General features: G+C 45.2%; 18 protein-coding genes and 1 other annotated feature. Of the genes, 10 read left to right on the plus strand and 8 right to left on the minus strand.

The features are described from left to right. The first annotated feature begins 2 nt into the window (after positions 1-2). On the plus strand, positions 3-1,820 hold the full coding sequence (locus CDO33_RS09905) for a MutS family DNA mismatch repair protein (RefSeq protein ID WP_103080724.1): 1,818 nt from the start codon (positions 3-5) through the stop codon (positions 1,818-1,820). A 36-nt stretch (positions 1,821-1,856) separates the two neighbouring features. Here CDO33_RS09905 and CDO33_RS09910 read toward each other — a convergent pair whose 3' ends face one another. From CDO33_RS09910 to CDO33_RS09940, 8 genes are all read right to left on the minus strand, one after another. After that, on the minus strand, positions 1,857-2,120 hold the full coding sequence (locus tag CDO33_RS09910; RefSeq protein ID WP_103080725.1) for a hypothetical protein: 264 nt from the start codon (positions 2,118-2,120) through the stop codon (positions 1,857-1,859). 12 nt (positions 2,121-2,132) lie between these two features. Next, entirely contained in the window at positions 2,133-3,383 is a 1,251-nt protein-coding gene (locus CDO33_RS09915) for a DNA polymerase Y family protein (protein ID WP_103080726.1), read from the minus strand. 320 nt (positions 3,384-3,703) lie between these two features. Beyond that, positions 3,704-4,834, minus strand: coding sequence for a sodium ion-translocating decarboxylase subunit beta (locus tag CDO33_RS09920; protein WP_103080727.1), 1,131 nt, complete (start codon positions 4,832-4,834; stop codon positions 3,704-3,706). A gap of 120 nt (positions 4,835-4,954) precedes the next feature. Further along, a complete protein-coding gene (locus CDO33_RS09925; protein ID WP_103080728.1) occupies positions 4,955-5,329 on the minus strand; it encodes an OadG family protein in 375 nt (124 codons plus the stop codon). A gap of 152 nt (positions 5,330-5,481) precedes the next feature. Then, positions 5,482-5,537, minus strand: a sequence feature (sodium ion sensor (DUF1646 type); this cis-regulatory element may regulate processes involved in with the transportation of sodium ions). A gap of 382 nt (positions 5,538-5,919) precedes the next feature. After that, positions 5,920-7,323 (minus strand): sensor histidine kinase, encoded by a 1,404-nt coding sequence (locus tag CDO33_RS09930; protein ID WP_103080729.1) that lies wholly within the window; start codon positions 7,321-7,323, stop codon positions 5,920-5,922. Position 7,324: 1 nt separating this feature from the next. Beyond that, on the minus strand, positions 7,325-8,023 hold the full coding sequence (locus CDO33_RS09935) for a response regulator transcription factor (protein ID WP_103080787.1): 699 nt from the start codon (positions 8,021-8,023) through the stop codon (positions 7,325-7,327). 460 nt (positions 8,024-8,483) lie between these two features. Beyond that, entirely contained in the window at positions 8,484-8,615 is a 132-nt protein-coding gene (locus CDO33_RS21460) for an LDCC motif putative metal-binding protein (RefSeq protein ID WP_274540081.1), read from the minus strand. A 59-nt stretch (positions 8,616-8,674) separates the two neighbouring features. Beyond that, on the minus strand, positions 8,675-9,196 hold the full coding sequence (locus tag CDO33_RS09940; RefSeq protein WP_103080730.1) for a DUF2318 domain-containing protein: 522 nt from the start codon (positions 9,194-9,196) through the stop codon (positions 8,675-8,677). A gap of 359 nt (positions 9,197-9,555) precedes the next feature. Here CDO33_RS09940 and CDO33_RS09945 point away from each other — a divergent pair, with 359 nt between their 5' ends. The 9 genes from CDO33_RS09945 to CDO33_RS09985 all read left to right on the plus strand — a co-directional run bounded on the left by CDO33_RS09945 (position 9,556) and on the right by CDO33_RS09985 (position 18,868). Next, positions 9,556-10,473 carry a LysR family transcriptional regulator gene (locus CDO33_RS09945; protein ID WP_242974859.1) on the plus strand — a complete coding sequence of 306 codons (918 nt, stop codon included), beginning with the start codon at positions 9,556-9,558 and terminating at the stop codon, positions 10,471-10,473. 342 nt (positions 10,474-10,815) lie between these two features. Beyond that, positions 10,816-12,180, plus strand: a complete 1,365-nt coding sequence (gene fumC / locus CDO33_RS09950) for a class II fumarate hydratase (protein WP_103080731.1) — start codon at positions 10,816-10,818, stop codon at positions 12,178-12,180. A gap of 124 nt (positions 12,181-12,304) precedes the next feature. Continuing rightward, positions 12,305-13,087: a CoB--CoM heterodisulfide reductase iron-sulfur subunit B family protein gene (locus tag CDO33_RS09955; RefSeq protein WP_103080732.1), complete on the plus strand. Its 783-nt coding sequence runs from the start codon at positions 12,305-12,307 to the stop codon at positions 13,085-13,087. Positions 13,088-13,101: 14 nt separating this feature from the next. After that, positions 13,102-13,494 carry a 4Fe-4S dicluster domain-containing protein gene (locus CDO33_RS09960; protein ID WP_274540082.1) on the plus strand — a complete coding sequence of 131 codons (393 nt, stop codon included), beginning with the start codon at positions 13,102-13,104 and terminating at the stop codon, positions 13,492-13,494. Between the two features lie 27 nt (positions 13,495-13,521). Continuing rightward, positions 13,522-15,507 carry a CoB--CoM heterodisulfide reductase iron-sulfur subunit A family protein gene (locus CDO33_RS09965; RefSeq protein WP_103080733.1) on the plus strand — a complete coding sequence of 662 codons (1,986 nt, stop codon included), beginning with the start codon at positions 13,522-13,524 and terminating at the stop codon, positions 15,505-15,507. Then, positions 15,498-15,956: a hydrogenase iron-sulfur subunit gene (locus CDO33_RS09970; protein WP_103080734.1), complete on the plus strand. Its 459-nt coding sequence runs from the start codon at positions 15,498-15,500 to the stop codon at positions 15,954-15,956. Before CDO33_RS09965 ends, CDO33_RS09970 begins: the two co-directional genes overlap by 10 nt. Beyond that, positions 15,935-16,963, plus strand: a complete 1,029-nt coding sequence (locus CDO33_RS09975) for a 4Fe-4S dicluster domain-containing protein (RefSeq protein ID WP_103080735.1) — start codon at positions 15,935-15,937, stop codon at positions 16,961-16,963. The genes CDO33_RS09970 and CDO33_RS09975 overlap by 22 nt, the downstream gene beginning before the upstream one ends. Next, a complete protein-coding gene (locus CDO33_RS09980) occupies positions 16,963-18,030 on the plus strand; it encodes a 4Fe-4S dicluster domain-containing protein (protein WP_103080736.1) in 1,068 nt (355 codons plus the stop codon). Before CDO33_RS09975 ends, CDO33_RS09980 begins: the two co-directional genes overlap by 1 nt. Beyond that, a complete protein-coding gene (locus CDO33_RS09985; protein ID WP_103080737.1) occupies positions 18,023-18,868 on the plus strand; it encodes an FAD/NAD(P)-binding protein in 846 nt (281 codons plus the stop codon). The genes CDO33_RS09980 and CDO33_RS09985 overlap by 8 nt, the downstream gene beginning before the upstream one ends. Positions 18,869-18,887: the final 19 nt, after the last annotated feature.

Genomic DNA, 18,887 nt, shown 5'->3' on the forward strand with positions numbered 1-18,887 from the left:
ACTTGAAAACTTCAAAAGAAGTGTATGAAAATCGTAAAAATAAGTATGATCGGTTACTTCAAAAGCAAACAAAGGCATCCAATCTTTTAAGCAATCTAAGATTGCTGGTTATGTTGGCAGGTTTTGCTGGAGCGTTGCTTCTTTACTCGACGCGAAACTATATACTGCTGGCAGGTGTCATGGCTGCCACCCTGATCCTATTTGCTTATCTGGTCATACAACACTCAAAAGTTATTGAAAACAAGGAATATACCGCCTTACTGTCAAAAATCAATGAAGATTCCATTAAACGCTGCAAAGGAGAGTGGAATGAGTTTCCCGATGATGGTAAAGATTTCATGGATGAAAACCATCCCTACTCCGGTGATCTCGATATCTTTGGCCCCGGCTCCCTGTTTCAGTGCATAAATGCTGCCATTACTTATACCGGTCGACGTATGCTGTCAGACCTATTGACCCGGCATCCAACAAATGCAGATGATATCCGCAAAAGGCAAGCAGCCATTGAAGAACTGGCAGGAAAAGTAAGCTGGAGACAGCGGTTTCTGGCAGAAGGGCTTATGGCAGAAACCAAAATGCAGAACCCGGAAAGCCTGATTGCTTGGGTAAATCAGGAAAATCCTTTCTTCAGAAAAGCTTGGGTTGTTTTCTTGGCAAAACTGCTCCCCTCAGCCACTCTTCTGCTTTTGCTTACAGCCTGGGCAACCGGCATTATACCCTATTATATACCGGCTCTTGCGTTGGCGGTTCAATATATCCTGTTATCCGTCAAAAAGAAGGAGCGAAACAGCAACTTCCTTCTGGCAAAAAAATACAGCAAGGATATCAAGGTCTATTACAATCTGATAAAACGATTGGAAAATCAAAAATTCCGCTCCGAATATCTGAAAAGCATAAAGGGCAGCATGATGAACAGGGAAAGCCAGACTGCCTGCTATCAAATGAAAAAGTTGTTTAAAATCGCAGATTCCCTGGATAACAGGAAAAATGCCTTTTATTTTGTTTTCAACATACTGACCCTATGGGATTATCAAAATCTGATCGCTCTTGAAAGATGGAAAGAAAAGTCAGGTCGGTTTCTAAAATCCTGGATTGAAGCCATCGGCACTGTTGAGGCTTTGTCAAGCCTGTCCATATTAAGATTTGATAATCCGGAGTGGTCGATGCCGGAAATCACATCCAACCAAAAGCCTGTTTTTGAAGCAAAAGGCATGGGACACCCGCTGCTAGGACGGGAACGGGTGAACAACGACGTGCAAATCCTGGAACCCATACATACTCTTCTTATAACCGGTTCTAACATGTCCGGCAAGAGCACTCTGCTTCGGGCCGCCGGTATCAACCTCGTTTTGGCTTATGCGGGAGCGCCCGTATGCGCCGGATTTTTCCGGGCTTCATTAATGCATGTCCATAGCTGCATGCGGGTGAGCGACAATCTGGAGAAAAGCATATCTTCTTTTTATGCTGAGCTTTTGAGAATCAAGTCAATTGTTGCAAAATCCAAAGAAGGTGAAAGTGTATTTTTTCTGCTGGATGAAATCTTTAAAGGAACAAATTCCATAGACAGGCATATGGGCGCAAAGGTTCTGATACGGAAGCTATGCAGCACAAAATCAATCGGATTGGTATCCACTCATGACCTGGAGCTGTGCGACCTGGAAAAAGAGAATAATGCGGTAAAAAACTACCACTTCCAGGAGTTTTATGAGAATGGCAGAATTTGCTTCGACTACAAGCTCCGTCCCGGGGCTTCCACTACCCGCAACGCCATATATTTAATGAAGCTGGCTGGCATTGATGTAGAAGATGAACAAATTTAAGTTTATCTAAAGTTTATTAAGGTACCTCTTATTCCTTCACATTTTATAGAGGTACCATTTGCAGGTGGCAACCTCATACTTTAGTTCATATTGCCTCTCCACCCCGTTGATTTCGCTTTGACAACGGTAAACCATCATTCGATTGCCGGCCAGCTTCTCTTCACTTCTTTCCGAGATACGTCCTATTTTTACAGTAATAAACTCATTATTGTCGTCCTTTATCTGAAACTTAAAAGGCGTCAAAGTGCCATTTTCCGAAAACCACGCTATCATTTTTATCTGTTTCATATAAACCTTCATCTATCTCACCTTCTAAAGTATGCTTGTCATCACCGGAAAGTCCTCAACTATGCCGCCCTGGAGCGGTGAAAGCCTGGAGTAAAGGAATCCTGCCCTAAAGACGCTTAGGCTTCCGAATTTCATTCTTATGCCATCTATGGCCTTATCTATCTTCCTTTGCTTTTCATAATCCTTTTCCAGCATGGAAAGCTGAACAAAATCATTTCCGCAGAGCTCCGATACCCTCACCCCCAAATTCCTTATAGGTTCGCCCTTCCAGGCTTCATCAAAAAGCCTGCATGCCTCTTCATATATGGCGTTTGTACAGTCCGTTGGGACAAAAAACTTCCTCTGGTGGGAATAGGACTTAAGCTCGTTGGTCTTTATCGACACCTGTACAAGCCTGCAGCAAAAATTGCCGTGACGCAGCCTCATGCCCACCGTTTCCACCAATGACAGCAATACCTTGTGGGCGGTTTCCCGATCCTCCACATCAAAATGGATGGTGCAGCTGTTCCCTATGCCCTTTACATATGGTATTTCCCCTTCGGGCTTCACTTCCGAATTCTCAATTCCGTTGGCATAGCACCATAAAACCTCACCCCAGCTTTTAAACTTGTATCTTAGATATTCCACCTCCGTATTGGCCAGGTCTCCTATGGTATATATCCCCATTTTCATGAGTTTTGCCTCCGTAGCCGCACCAACCATGTACAAGTCCCTGACATTGAGCTTCCACATCTTGAAAGGTATTTCCTCTCTGTAAAGGGTGGTAACAGCATCGGGCTTTTTAAGGTCCGAAGCCATCTTCGCCAGCAGCTTGTTGGTGGATATGCCGATGGAAACCGTAAACCCCAGCTCTTTTTTAATCCTGTCCTTAATGTGGTGAGCTACCTTCACAGGATCTCCCAATACTTTTTCCATGCCGGTATAATCCAAAAATACTTCATCAATTGAAAAAACCTGTATCCTGTCCGAATAATCCTTTAATATTTCCAGCATCGCAGAACTGCACTGCATATAAACATGGTATTCCGGAGGAATCACCACAAGGGACGGACATTTCCGCAGCGCCTGGACAACAGGCTCACCGGTCTGTATGCCATATTTTTTTGCCGGAATGCTTTTAGCAAGCACAATACCATGACGGGTCGCCTGATTTCCCCCTACAATGGATGGTATTTCCCGATAATCAACTGTTCCGCCATGCTGCAGAGCATACACGGTAGACCACGACAAAAAGGCACTGTTTGCATCCACGTGCATAATAATCCTGTCATTCATAGTTCTTCCACCCCGCACACCCTATTATAATACCGAACAAGTGTTCGTGTAAATACCTATTTTAAATTATGCATAACCGGGTTATTTCATACCATGAAAAAGAAAAACGGATCATCGAACATTTGTTGTTCTGAAGCAAACGGTTTTAGTTTTTTGATCATACAGGACGTGAGAAAGCATATAAAAAGGCCTGACTCCGATATTCTTCCGGAATCAGACCTTGACTTCGTAATCTTTATTTGACTGGCGAAAGGTTCAATCTCCCGCCTTTTTCCTACTTAGAGCCCGCGGCTCAAGGCGTTTAGCTTAATTCAAGGCAATTAACCCAATACGCTGAGCAACACGCCGGCCGCGACAGCCGAGCCGATAACACCTGCCACATTCGGACCCATAGCATGCATGAGGAGAAAGTTTCCCGGATTGGCTTCCTGGCCGACCTTCTGGGAAACCCTGGCAGCCATAGGAACGGCTGAAACTCCGGCTGAACCGATAAGAGGATTCACCTTTCCTCCTGTTGCAAAGCACATCAGCTTGCCAAAAAGCACACCGCCGGCAGTACCGATAGAGAATGCTACAAGCCCCAGAGCAATGATGCCTAAAGTCTTTTTGTCCAGGAAGGCATCCCCTGTTGCCGTTGCACCAACGGAAACTCCAAGGAAGATGGTGACAATATTCATCAATTCGTTCTGTGCAGTTTTACTTATTCTTTCAACGACACCGCTTTCCCTGAAAAGATTGCCCAGCATCAGCATTCCCACAAGCGGGGCAGCATCAGGGACTATGAAGGAAACAATTATCGCTACCATGATGGGGAATATGATCTTTTCCGTTTTTGAAACAGGTCTTAACTGTTTCATTACTATTTCCCTCTCTTTTTTGGTTGTGAGAAGCTTCATGATAGGCGGCTGTATCAAGGGAACAAGAGCCATATATGAGTATGCAGCAATGGCTATAGGACCGAGGAGATGAGGAGCGAGCTTGGAAGTAACGAATATGGCCGTCGGTCCGTCAGCTCCACCTATAATGCCTATCGCGCCGGCTTCCTGGGGAGTATAGCCTAAGGCACTGGCTCCTATGAAGGTTATGAAAATACCCAACTGGGCAGCCGCACCGAGAAGCAAGCTTTTAGGATTTGCAATCAAAGGACCGAAGTCGGTCATCGCCCCGATGCCAAGGAATATGAGGGGCGGGTATATTCCCATCTTTACTCCCTGATACAGGTAGTAAATGAGTCCACCTTCATCATAAGAGCTCAAGCCTACCACCGGCAGGTTTGCCAGGAGCATACCGAAGGATATGGGCAAAAGAAGAAGCGGCTCATATTTTCTCACGATTGCCAGGTATATAAGAAAACAGGCAATGCCGATCATGAGAAAATCCTTCCAGTTGCCCTGAACGAAGCCTGAGTTTAATATCAGATCTTTGACGGTATTAATGAATTCTGAAAGCATATATAACAACCATCCTTCTAACTAAATTGTGCAAAGCTTTTTAAACATACTGTACAATTAATGCAAAACAAAAACACTTTCAGGGTATTACATGCAAAGAACACCTGCAAGCTTAGATACCTACAGCTTTGCAGCTATCTGCTCCTTTCTGCTGACGGAATTCCATACGGGAGAAATCTGGGGTATGCGCCTGTATGATTTCACATGTATGTTGGATTCGGAACTTCCGCCCATTGCCGCGATTACGGCAGCAGTCAATACAGCTACCAGCTCACTGTCGTCCTTTTGTTCTATGTATGCTGTTGACTCTTCAACAACATCCTTGTGAGCCTGGGGGGCCGGCATATCATTATCCTTTGTGTTCATTTTGTCTTTGCCGCCCGTCTTTCCGGCGCTTGCAATTTTTGAAAACAGTGAAATAATAGCCGATAAAAGTATCAATACGATAAAGACAACTACCATTCCCACAATAGTAAGATTAATAGCTAGTTCCATGTGAGCACCTCCTTTGTCTAATATTATGCTGCGTTCTTAGGAAAAACTTTAACACTTTTACAAATAATTTATGTGCTTTTTCCGTCCTAAACATCACTTAAAATCCTCATAGCACATAAATACCAAAATAAAAGCAGGCCACCCAAATAAAGAGTTTCCCACCCTGGAAACAAAATACCTTTGGAATCAAACCCGTGTTTGTCCAACCGAAGATTGGCAATTATTTAATTTTTAACAATATTATATCAATTATCTCATAACTATTCAACTGAATTTTTGCTATATTTTGCTTATCCAAGGTAATGGCAGCCTGCAAAAAAGCTTACAGATTCGCACTGTAAGCCTCCTCATGTCCTTCATTATTTTTCAAAATACGCGTTTTTGTTTTTATAATTTGACAAAAATCAACATCTTACAAAAAATCAATTCGAATTTCACCATCAAAATTCTGATGCGCTACATATTGGTAATCAGCAGACATGCCTTGTCAAAATCAATTTCCCCTTAAAGCGTTTTTTGCATTACATTATAGTTAAGGCACCGGCACAATGGGTTAAGTTATTTAATATTATCCTCTCACAGGCTGATGTTCAATTATCAGACATGCTCATTTTCGGAAGAAAAATTATAAACTCCGTTCCCTCGTTTATTTTGCTCTGAACCAAAATCTTTCCTTTGTGGGCTTCGACTATTGCCTTGGTGATGGTAAGGCCAATTCCTGCACCTCCGGTCAGCCGGTTTCTTGATTTGTCCGCACGGTAGAAGCGTTCAAAAACATGGGGCAGATCCTCGGGGGGAATTCCTATGCCATTGTCTTTAATTCTTATCTCCGTGGCCTCGTTGCCACCTTTGACCGTTATCTCGACCCTTCCTCCCTCCCGGGTATATTTTTGGGCGTTGGATAGAAGGTTTATAATCACCTGGCTTATTTTATCCTTATCCGCATAGACCGTCTCTTCCTCCCCGGAAAAACTCACGGAAATATCCTTGTTCATGAAGCCGGTTTCAAAATTCCGGACCAGGTTTCTGATGAGCTCCGAAATATCAAAGCTCGTCCGGGTCAAAACCAGGTTCTCACCTTCATACCTGGCCAGCTTTTCAAGATCCCCTACCATCCGGTTTATTCTTATGATCTCTTCATGGCAGCTTTTAAGCCTTTCGACATCAGGTTCCCATATCCCGTCAATCATCGCCTCCATATGGCTTTGCAATGTAGCCAGGGGTGTCCTGAGCTCATGGGCCACGTCTGCTGTGATTCTCTTTCTAATAGACTCCTGATTTTCCAGAGTTTCGGCGAGGTTGTTGACCGTTTCTGCCAACTGGTCAATTTCCCTCGTATTGGACTTGACAGTGGCTCTGTCACTGTAATATCCCTTTGAAATCATCCGTGCCGTGCTTATTATCCCGGAAATGGGTGTGCTCAGCCGCTTTGCCATCATTGCACCTATAAAAAGAGAAAGGAAAAAGGAAAATACAGCAACAGCCATCATCAGCCTGTTGACTGTATTTATGAAATCAAGGTCGCTATCGCTGAAATAGTAAGGCCCGATATAACCAATCTCAATTTTGCCGATTTCGTTCAGACTGCTAAAAATGGGATATTCATCAACCACATAACCGCCCTCCCAGCCTGGATAACGGTTTCTCATGTTTTGAGCCATATGGCTGATTATCTCCTGGCATTTTGAATTATCATGGACTGTCGCATCCCATATGACCTTTCCGGAGGAATCGGACACCTTGATGATCATTCCCTTTTCCAAAGCGCTGATGCATATGTTTTCTATGGAATCGGTGTTCCATTTCCCATCCTCTGTATACTGCCTGCTCACGGAACTTACGATCTCCCTGCTCATGCTCTCCTGGTTTTTTATGATGTAATCCCGGAAATGCTTTTCCAGCAGCAGGTTCGTGAGGATGCCAGCCAGAAAGACGCATATCAGGGCAACAAAAATATATGAAAGGGACAGACGGGTTCTTAAGCTGTATTTCACCTCATTCACCACCAAACCGATAGCCTATTCCATGAACCGTCAGAATGTATCGCGGAGCCCGGGGATCCGGTTCAATTTTCTGCCTTATGTTTTTTATATGGGTGTCAATAGTCCGGTCGTATCCGTCATAATCCTCACCCAGCACCGAATATATCAATTCTTCCCTCGTAAAAACCTTATCGGGATGCTTCGCCATAGTTACCAGCAGCTTGTATTCCTTCGGAGTTAAATTTATAGCTTTTCCTTTCCTTTTTACCTCATATTTCTGCGTATTGATGACGATATCGCCATTATTAAAGGACAGTATGTCGGACAGCGGTGCCGCCGAGTCGGCACTTCTCCGCAGGACAGCATCAATCCTGGCCACCAGCTGCCTGGGGCTGAAAGGTTTGGTCACATAGTCGTCGGCTCCGATATTCAAGCCTCTTAGGATATCCTCCTCGTCAACCTTTGCGGTCAGCATGATTATAGGAACTCTTGATTTTTCCCTTAACTTCCTGCAGATATCCTCGCCCGCCATATCAGGGAGCATCAGATCCAGCACTATAAGCGAAGGATTTACCTCCTGGAATTTTTCCAGGGCCTGTTTGGCGGTATATGCTTCATATACCGTGTAACCGCTGTTCTCCAGGTATGATTTTATAACCTGGACAATTTTTACTTCGTCGTCAACCACCAATATATTCTTGTTTTTATTCATCGCTTTGTTTATCATTGATAACTCTACCTTACCTTGTTGATCATGAAACTGTCTTTTAGTATAAAGTATAATTTTATAATTGCTGTCATCTCTTTAGCCCAGCTGCTTTTACTGAAAGCAAATGCCGGTGGAGCCATCTCATGCCTGCAAAGCGCCACCAGTAATATGAGAATGACATTGGTATTTTCATGTCCACAAGCTAATACTTCGTAGAATTAATTTGCATATTAGCTTGTGTTTTTAAAATCATTTTCTCAAAATATCTTATCAGATTATTCTACACATCATATTATAACATTAAAGGCCATCGGAAATATTGGCATTTTACAGCGAGTTTTTTCCTGCCCATTGCAAGTTATCATCCGCTTATAGCAAGTTTTCCCCTGCTCATAACAAGTTATCACCTGCTTATAACAATTTTTCCCTTGTTCATAACCAGTTTTCACCCGCTTATAACGTGTTATTTCCTGCTTATGTTGCTCTGCCGGTTTAGACTGCAGCAGTCGGGTACATTTTTTCCATAAGCTTCTTCATTTTCCTTTGCGAGCTTTTCCAGAAAAGCTTTTATAGCCTTTTTCAGTCGTTTAAGCATAAACCTCGCACCCCCGCTTTTATTAAAATCCAGCTCTTTCAAATTTAAGAGCAAAGGCTTTATCTTTTCCAGTTGGCAAACAGGTCTTTGGCTGCTTCAAAAATTTCAGCCTGAATAACAATATTAGTCCCATCATCAGTCTTGTATTCTTCCGTGATAGGTACTGGATTGCAGCCTCCTGCAATTATCTCCACCTGATCGGCCTGGAATCTGTTGCCGCAGTTCTGGCATACCAGCACCTTTCCTTCCTGCTTGTAATAACCTCTTCCGGAGCTGTAACATACCTGACAGGTGTTGAAGGCTGTTCTAATTGTACCGTCATCGGCTTTTATAGCCAGAACCTCCATTTTGGTTTTGCCTAACTTATAGGGATAAAACTTTGCAACCTCCGTAACCTCACTTTTCAAAATTGTCAAATCCCCACCGGAATTCACGGCATTGCTTTTGCTTCCGGTATTAGCTTTTATCGCGATGATGGCAATAATCAATAAAATAGCTGCCACCCCCGATGCGGTGAAGATTCTCCTTTTTGATTTTTGTGCTGCCTGAGCTTTTTTAATTTGCTGACTTGATTTTCCCATCACGATACCACCTTCATTTTATTTTTAGAATACAAGGCCGATGGCCGGCTTGTTTCAAGGATACTGTAATCTCAATTTCCAAGCGGTTTTTCAATGTGAACTTTCGCTTACCGGAAATCTTCCACAGTGTTTGTCTTTGAATTTTACCACAGGATTGTGGAGATTTTATGAAGAAACCTTGGATATATCCTGGATTATCTTGCATCCGGCTTGTAGGAAATAGGCGCAAACTTATTGATGAAATCTGTCCGTCTTTTTGCTATATTTATAAAATGTATGTATATATTATATTTTTGCAAACGTAACTTATTTTTTAATAACATATTTTACTGGATAAAGGAATGATGGCTATTAATATCATGCATTTGAAATATGCGGTGGAGGTTGAAAAAACCCGCTCAATAAGCAAAGCCGCACAAAATCTGTTAATGGGGCAGCCTAATTTAAGCCGTGCCATTAAAGACCTGGAAGAATCCCTGGGAGTCACCCTGTTCAAGCGCACTTCCCGGGGTATACTGCTGACGCCGCAGGGAGAAGAATTCATACAGCATGCAAAAAAAATCCTTGCCCAGATTGATAAGGTGGAAGCCTTATTCAAAGACAGGAAAATCGACAGGCAGGGATTTGCCATATCTGTTCCCCGGGCCAGTTACATATCCTGCGCTTTTACGGAGTTTGCCAAGGGCATCGGCAGCAATAAGCCGGTAGAGCTGATATATAATGAGACCAATTCCATGAGCGCCATAGAAAATATATTGGAGGAGGATTACAACCTTGCCGTTATACGCTATCAGAAGCAATTTGAGCAATATTTCAAGGCCCTTCTTCATGAAAAGGGCCTCGATTCCGAAGTGATCCTGGAATTCTCCTATCTGGTGCTCATGTCGAAGCGCCATCCCCTTGCCGGGAAGGATGAACTAAAGCCTTCGGATTTGAGGGAATGCATTGAGATCGCCCATGCTGATCCCATTGTGTCTTCCATGTCTCCTATAGATGCAAAGAAAGCAGAGCTGTCCGATTTGTCGGACAAGCATATTTTTGCTTTTGAGAGGGAAACCCAATTTGATCTATTGAGCAACGTTCCCAATACCTTTATGTGGGTATCCCCTGTTCCTCAGCGCCTTCTGGAGCAGTACGGACTGGTTCAGAAAAAGTGCGGTGCCAACAGGAAAAAGTACAAGGATGTGCTGGTCTACAAAAAAGGCTACCATTTCAGCGAAATGGACAAGAAATTCATAAGCTGCCTGAATGATATCAAAAGCCGGATTACGACCTGAAAACATATCAAGCCTTTAATAAAGACCGTTATCAAAACAGATAAAATGCATAGATACGGTTCTACTGCAGCGCAGCCCGCAATATGCCGCGGTTGAGCCGAAGGGATATTCTGAAGAATTACAGCATTATAGGTATGCCGATAAAGATATATCGGTATGCCTTTTTTATATTTCACAAAACACATAAGGATTGTTAAAATAATAACATATTTTGTGAATAAAATAACATACTTTGTTAAAATAATAACCCCATTTATGCCATTTTTTATTAAACTATGAAATTGATACTGACGGCATAAACCGGTAAACGAAAATGCAATTATCGTGAAGGAGGCAACAGCTATGCAATATCGTGTGGAAAGAGATTCTATGGGCGAAATGCAGGTGCCTGCGGACAGGTACTGGGGAGCACAAACCCAGAGAAGCTTTCAGAATTTCAGAATCGGCGTGGAAAAAATGCCGCTGGAAATCGTTCATGCCTTCGGAATACTTAAGAAGGCTGCCGCCATTGCAAACTATAATTTAGGAAAACTCAGCGAAGAAAAGAAAATTGCTATAGAAAAGGCCTGTGACGAGGTTATCTCAGGCAAACTGGACGACCACTTCCCTCTTGTCGTCTGGCAGACGGGCAGTGGCACACAATCCAATATGAATGCCAATGAAGTTATAGCCAACCGTGGGAATGAAATCTGCGGCAAAAAGCTGCTCCATCCCAATGACGATGTAAACATGTCCCAAAGCTCTAACGACACATTTCCGACAGCTATGCATATTGCAGCCGCCATCGGAATTGAAGACAGCCTCTTCCCTGCCATGGACAAACTGATTGCAACCTTAAAGCGGCTGGAAGAGGAAAATGAAGGTATTGTAAAAAGCGGACGCACTCATTTGCAGGATGCTACACCCATCAAATTCTCTCAGGAAATCAGCGGATGGCGCAATATGATCGAAAAAGCAAGGGCGATGCTGGAAGCTGCCCTGCCGGGATTAAAGGAGCTGGCCCTCGGTGGTACCGCAGTAGGTACGGGCCTTAACGCGCCAAAGGGCTTTGCCGAAGAGGTCGCGAAGGTCGTAAGCAGCCTTACCGGCAAAAATTTTAAAACCGCAGAAAACAAGTTCCACGCCCTCACCTCGAAGGATGAAATAGTATTTGCCCACGGAGCTTTGAAAGCCCTTGCCGCAAACCTTATGAAGATCGCCAATGATATCCGTTGGCTTGCCAGCGGTCCCCGCAACGGCCTCGGTGAAATACAAATCCCCGAGAATGAACCCGGCAGCTCCATAATGCCCGGCAAGGTGAACCCTACGCAATGCGAAGCCATCACAATGGTTGCGGTACAAGTTATCGCCAATGATGTGGCAGTTGGCATGGCTGCGTCCCAGGGAAATTTCGAGCTCAACGTATTCATGCCCGTGTGCATATATAATTTTCTTCAGTCGGTTAGGCTCCTTTCCGATGGAATCAACTCCTTCAACGATAATTGCGTTGTGGGCATCAAAGCCAACAAGGAGAAAATGAGGCACAATCTGCATAACTCTCTCATGCTTGTTACTGCCCTCAACCCGCACATAGGCTATGACAATGCGGCAAAAGTGGCAAAGAAAGCATACCAGGAGAATATTTCCCTGAAAGAAGCTTGTGTTGCTCTGGGCTTTCTCACCGCTGAAAAGTTCGACGAGGTGTTCAAGCCTGAGCAGATGGTATGAAACAGCCACTATAAAGCACATTGTTCTAGTGTTTCCGTCGGCTGATAACTCTAATCAAAGCAATCGAGAATCAGCCGGTAACGACAAATCGATTCATACGAAAATAAAATGTGAGGAATGAGATATGATCTACAGTTATTATCCAGGATGTACTCTTAAAACAAAGGCAAAAGATCTGGATGAATATGCAAGAAAATCGGCAGAAGTACTGGGAATCAACCTGGAAGAGCTTCCCGACTGGCAGTGCTGCGGTGCGGTTTATCCCCTTGCGCAGGATGAGATTGCCACAAGGCTTTCGTCCGTCCGTGCTCTGGCATCCGCCGGAAGTCTCGGCCGGGATTTGGTTACCCTCTGTTCCGCCTGCCACCATGTGATAAAAAGAGTCAACAATGACATGAAGACCAACCAAGACATAAGGATGAAGGTCAACAATTATTTGGAACCGGACAAGGAATACGCGGGAGAAACCAAGGTCATCCACTTTCTGGAACTCCTGCGGGATGTTGTCGGATTTGATGAGCTTAAAAAGAAAGTGGTAAATCCTTTGACCGGGAGAAAGATCGGAGCATATTACGGATGCCTGCTGCTTAGGCCGGGGAATGAAATGCAGTTTGACAATCCCGAGAACCCGGTAATTATGGAAAATTTCATCCGCTCCATCGGAGCCACTCCTGTTGTCTATCCCTATCGCAACGAATGCTGCGGAGGCTATGTATCAATAACCGAAAAGAGCCTTTCGCAAAAGAAATGCAATACCATCGTCTCATCGGCTGCTGAAAAGGGTGCTGATGAAATCATAACCGCATGTCCGCTTTGCATGTACAATCTTGATACCAACAGCACGGAGCGGAAATTGCCGGTGCGTTATTTCACCGAGCTTCTTGCCGAAGCGCTGGGTGTTAAGTAAAGGAGGGATCAACAGTGCAAGCAGCAGAAAGAGAAATAGCCGAAAATATCATCCGAATCAGCGGCGTAAATCCCAGGAAATGCATGAAATGCGGAAAATGCTCCGGCACATGCCCGGCATTTAATGATATGGATATACATCCCCATCAATTCGTCTCCATGGTGGAGAAAGGAAAAATAAAAGAGCTGATGAAGTCCAAGTCAATCTGGACATGTCTTTCATGTTTCGCCTGTGTGGAGCGCTGTCCAAGAAATGTGGAGCCTGTGAAGCTGATTGAAGCCGCAAGGCTCTCCGTAATACGCAGGCAAGGAGAAAACCATCTGAAAGCCGACGAAATACCCGCCTTGCTGGATGAAAACATACCTCAGCAGGCAATCGTCAGTGCCTTCAGAAAATACAGCAAATAACCAACACATCAGAATGGAAGTGAGTTAATGCAAAAAATAGGCGTATTTGTATGCTGGTGCGGAAGCAACATTGCTGCAACGGTTGACGTAAAAGCAGTGGCAGAAGCCGTCAAGCATGAACCCGGCGTTGTTTATTCCTTCGATTATCAATACATGTGCTCCGAAGGCGGTCAGTCAAAAATCCGCCAGGCCATACTGGACTATGGACTTACCGGCATTGTGGTTTGCTCCTGCTCCCCCAGGATGCACGAGCAGACCTTTAGAAAGGCAGCCGCCTCAGCGGGATTAAACCCATATATGGTGGAGATAGCCAACATCCGGGAGCATTGTTCCTGGATCCATAAAAATAAAGACGAAGCAACGGAGAAAGCAATCATCCTTGCCAGAACTGCTATCGCAAAGCTAAACCTGAACAAGCCTCTAGTGGCAGGAGAAAGTTCTGTTACAAAGCGTGCGCTGGTCATAGGCGGCGGAATTGCAGGAATACAATCTGCGTTGGACATCGCTGAAGCCGGTTATGAAGTAGATATTGTGGAGAAATCCCCTACCATAGGCGGCAGGATGGCGCAACTGGACAAAACCTTTCCGACCCTCGACTGTGCAGCCTGCATCCTTACCCCCAAGATGGTGGATGCCGCATCCAGCGATAAGATAAACCTCTATACTTACAGTGAGATAGAAGCCGTTTCAGGCTTTGTCGGAAACTTTTCCGTCAAGATAAGGAAGAAGGCCCGCAGCATAAAAACCGAGCTTTGCAGCGGCTGCGGAGTGTGCACGGAAAAATGTCCTTCAAAAAAAGCTAAAAGCGAATTCAATATGGGGCTTTGCAACAGGACTGCGATCTATATACCCTTTGCCCAGGCAATCCCGAATGTTCCTGTGATTGACCGGGAGCAATGCATTAAATTCAAGACGGGCAAATGCGGTTTGTGCCAGAAAAGCTGCCCTGCCGGAGCCATTGACTTTACTCAGCAGGATGAGATCGTCGAAAGGCAGTACGGTGCGATTGTCGTCGCCACCGGTTTTAAACCGATTTCCCTCGAGAATTTCGATGAGTTCTCCTATTCCCTGTCTCCGGATGTGGTAACCTCTTTGGAATTTGAGCGCATAATGAACGCAGCAGGCCCCACAAAAGGCCAGCTGCTCAGGCCATCGGACAATAACCATCCCCACACCATCGTTTTTGTACAGTGTGTGGGTTCAAGAGATACGTCGGGATGCGGCAAGCCATACTGCTCAAAGATTTGCTGCATGTACACCGCAAAGCATGCGATGCTTGTAAGGGAAAAATATCCCGATACCGAAGTTCATGTATTCTACATCGATGTCAGGACACCGGGCAAGAATTTTGATGAATTCTATCGCCGTGCCGCGGAAGAATACGGCGTTAATTATATAAAAGGAATGGTCGGCAAGATTGCAGAGAAAAACGGAAAGTTGATGGTTCAGGGTTCGGACCTTCTTGCCAATGAGCAGATTGTGATAGAAGCGGATATGGTGGTGCTGGCAACGGCCATTGAACCCGATGAAACCGCAAAGAGCCTTGCCACAATGCTTACTGCAAGCATTGATACCAACAATTTCTTCACCGAAGCCCATCCGAAGCTGAGGCCGGTGGAAAGTCCGACAGCGGGAGTTTACCTTTCCGGTGTGTGCCAGGGCCCCAAGGATATCCCTGAAACTGTGGCACAGGCAACAGCAGCCGCCGCCAAGGTTATAGGACTTCTTTCCAAAGACAAGCTCCTCAGCAACCCCTGCGTGGCCGGGTCCGATGAAATGCTGTGCAACGGCTGCTCAGGCTGCGAAAAGGTTTGTCCCTACGGCGCTATTTCTTACATAGATAAGGAATTTAAAGCCGCAGGAAAGGTCGAAGTGCGCAGGGTTGCAAAGGTAAACGAGGCTATCTGCCAGGGGTGCGGTGCATGTACCGTAACCTGCCCGTCAGGAGCAATGGATTTGAAAGGCTTTACCAACAGACAGATCATGGCGGAGGTGGATGCAATATGCCGATAAATAAAAGCAAAAATGGAGAGTTTAAGCCCTTGATCGTAGCATTTTGCTGCAACTGGTGCAGTTATGCCGGCGCAGACCTGGCAGGAACGAGCAGGCTGTCCTACCCTGCTGAAGTAAAAATCATAAGGGTCCCCTGCTCCTGCCGGGTCAACCCGATGTTTGTTCTTCGGGCGTTCCAGAGAGGTGCCGATGGAGTTATAATATGCGGCTGCCATCCGGGAGACTGCCACTATTCGACAGGCAACTATTATGCAAGAAGAAGAATGACTCTGCTTTTCAGCATGCTGGACTATCTTGGAATTGAAAGGGGCCGGACAAGGGTCGAATGGGTTTCAGCAGCGGAAGGTGTCAAGTTTTCTACCGTAATGAACGAATTTTCAAAGACCATTCACGATCTGGGTGAAAATAAAAAGTTGGGGGATCTGCGATGCAAAGAATTTTTGGATTGATAAAGGATAAAGCCGAAAAGCTGCTTGCCGGCGGAACCGTCAACAGAATTATCGGCTGGACCGGCGGCGAGTTTTTTTACGACCCCACTCCCGCGGTTTTTAAAAGTAAGGAAGAGCTGGAAGGCTTGGTATATAACAGCTTCTGTGCCAGCAATTTAAGCAAATATCTTATAAGTGAAAGCAAAAAGGACGGTAAAATATTAGCGCTGCTCAAGCCCTGCGACACCTACGGCTTTAATCAGCTGGTCAAGGAACACAGGATAAAGAAAGACAATGTTTATGTCCTCGGCATTGAATGCAGCGGAATGATAGATATAAATAAAATCAGGGATTTGGGCATCAAAGGCATCACAGGGATTTCCGAAGAGGATGACAGCCTCGTGATACAGACTATTTACGGAGAAAAAAGCTGCCGGCGCAGCGATGTATTGCTGGAAAAGTGCCTCTGCTGCAAAGGGAAACAGCATATGGCTTATGATGAGCTGGTCTGTGCCGATAAGCCTACTGATGGTTCCTGTCAGGACACCCTGGAAGCATCGGCGAAGCCGTCCGAATCTACGACCGACCGTTTTGAAATGGTGAAAAAGCTGGAAGCCATGAGTCCTGAGGAACGTTATTCCTTCTGGCGGAACGAGCTTTCAAAATGCATACGCTGCAACGCGTGCAGAAATATATGTCCGTCATGCTCATGCGTAAAGTGCGTATTCGATAACGATGCCTCCGGCATTGCCAGCAAAGCCAACACCGACGCTTTTGAGGAAAACCTGTTTCATATAATCCGTGCATTCCACGTTGCAGGACGCTGCACCGATTGCGGTGAATGCTCAAGGGTCTGCCCTCAGCATATTCCCCTGCACCTTTTAAACCGTAAAATCATAAAGGATATAAACGAGCTTTACGGTGAATATCAGGCCGGAAAAGATGCGGAATCCCGCGGACCCCTTACGGACTTTGCAATGGACGACCCGGAACCGGGTATTGTTGCGGAAAGAGGAGGAGATCATTGATGTATAAGATACCGGTAAACCATTTGACACAGCTTTTTTCCTTGATTTCCGGCGACAGGGCTTTGTATGCGCCAATAGAAAAAAACGGCCAGGTAAGGTTCGGCAGGTGGTCCGAAAGTGAAAAAGTCAGCCTTGACAAGCTGAATACCATAAGGTCGGCAAAGGATTTTTTCTTCCCCCAGAGTGAAAATCTCGTCGCTTTTAAAACTGAGGGAAAGAAAATTACAATTATTGAAAATAGAGATGATAGTGAAGCTTTTATATTATTCGGTGTCCGCGCCTGTGATGCTGCCAGCTTCGATATTTTGGACAGGGTTTTCCTGTCGGAGCCGGTGGACACATATTATAAAGCGAGACGGGACAATGGCATTGTGATCACCCTTGCCTGCAGCGAGCCGGAAGAGACATGCTTCTGCAATGTTTTTGGTATCGATGCGGCCAATCCTGCCGGCGATATTGCCACCTGGATCGTAGACGATGTGCTCTACTGGAAGGCTGTCACTGCTAAAGGCGATGCCTTCACCGAAACTGTAAAAGGATTGATTGAAAAGGCAGGCTCCTCCGAAAACCTGTTTGAAGCCGCCGGTTCCCCGGAGGAAGAAAAGCTGAAAAAATATAAAGAGAATGTGAAAAAAATCATGGATAGCCTTCCCCTGCATGACTTGAGTCTTGAAGGATTTAACGGCGAAGCCCTGAACGATAAGTTCAATTCACCCAAATGGAAGGATCTTTCGGAAGCATGCCTCGGCTGCGGCACATGCACCTTTGTATGTCCCACATGCCAGTGCTATGATATCCGGGATTACGATACCGGACATGGAATTCAGAGATTCCGCTGCTGGGATTCCTGCATGTATTCCGATTTTACAAAAATGGCTCACGGCAATCCAAGAACAAGCCAACTGGAAAGATTCAGGCAGAGGTTTATGCACAAGCTGATTTACTTCCCTGCCAACAACGACGGCGTATACTCCTGTGTTGGATGCGGAAGATGCATTGCCGGATGCCCGGTTTCGATGAATATTGTAAAAGTTGTTAAAGCTATGGGGGTGGATAAAAATGTATAACCGTGAACAAGGCATAAACGAAGCCCTTATTCCAAAACTCGGTGTTGTCACCGATATAAGAGTTGATACACCCGATGTCAAAACCTTCCGGGTAAACGCCCTGGACGGAGGTGTATGCTTTAAGCATATTCCCGGCCAGTGTGCCATGCTTTCCATACCGGGAGTTGGTGAAGCGATGTTTTCGATTACATCCTCCCCTACCAACACTGAATACATGGAATTCAGCATTAAAAAATGCGGATGCCTTACCGAATGGCTGCATCATATGGATGTAGGACAGCAGATCACAATCCGGGGGCCTTACGGAAACGGCTTTCCTGTGGATACGGAATTTAAAGGCAGGGATTTGCTGTTCATTGCAGGCGGTATAGGCCTTGCCCCTCTCAGATCCGTTATCAATTATGTAAGGCATTACAGAGGTAATTACGGCCATATCGACATTGTATACGGATCAAGAAGCAAGGAAGATCTGGTGGATTATGAAGAGATCATGAATGAGTGGTCAAAAGAACAGGATACCAACGTCTATCTGACAATTGACCGGGAACAGCCTGGCTGGGACGGCCATGTGGGCTTTGTGCCTAATTATGTTAAGGAATTGAATTTCGATACAAATAAAACAGTGATTATTTGCGGGCCGCCTATCATGATCAAGTTTACCCTGGCTGGCCTACAGGAGCTGGGATTTGAAAAGACCCAGGTTTATACCACGATGGAACTCAAGATGAAATGCGGCATCGGAAAATGTGGACGCTGCAATATAGGTTCAAAATATGTGTGCAAGGACGGCCCGGTTTTCCGCTGCGACCAGCTGGATGAACTGCCGAACGAGTATTGATTGGGAAGTGAGGATACGG

Origin of the sequence: Clostridium thermosuccinogenes (assembly GCF_002896855.1) — a bacterium.
GTDB lineage: Bacteria > Bacillota > Clostridia > Acetivibrionales > DSM-5807 > Pseudoclostridium > Pseudoclostridium thermosuccinogenes.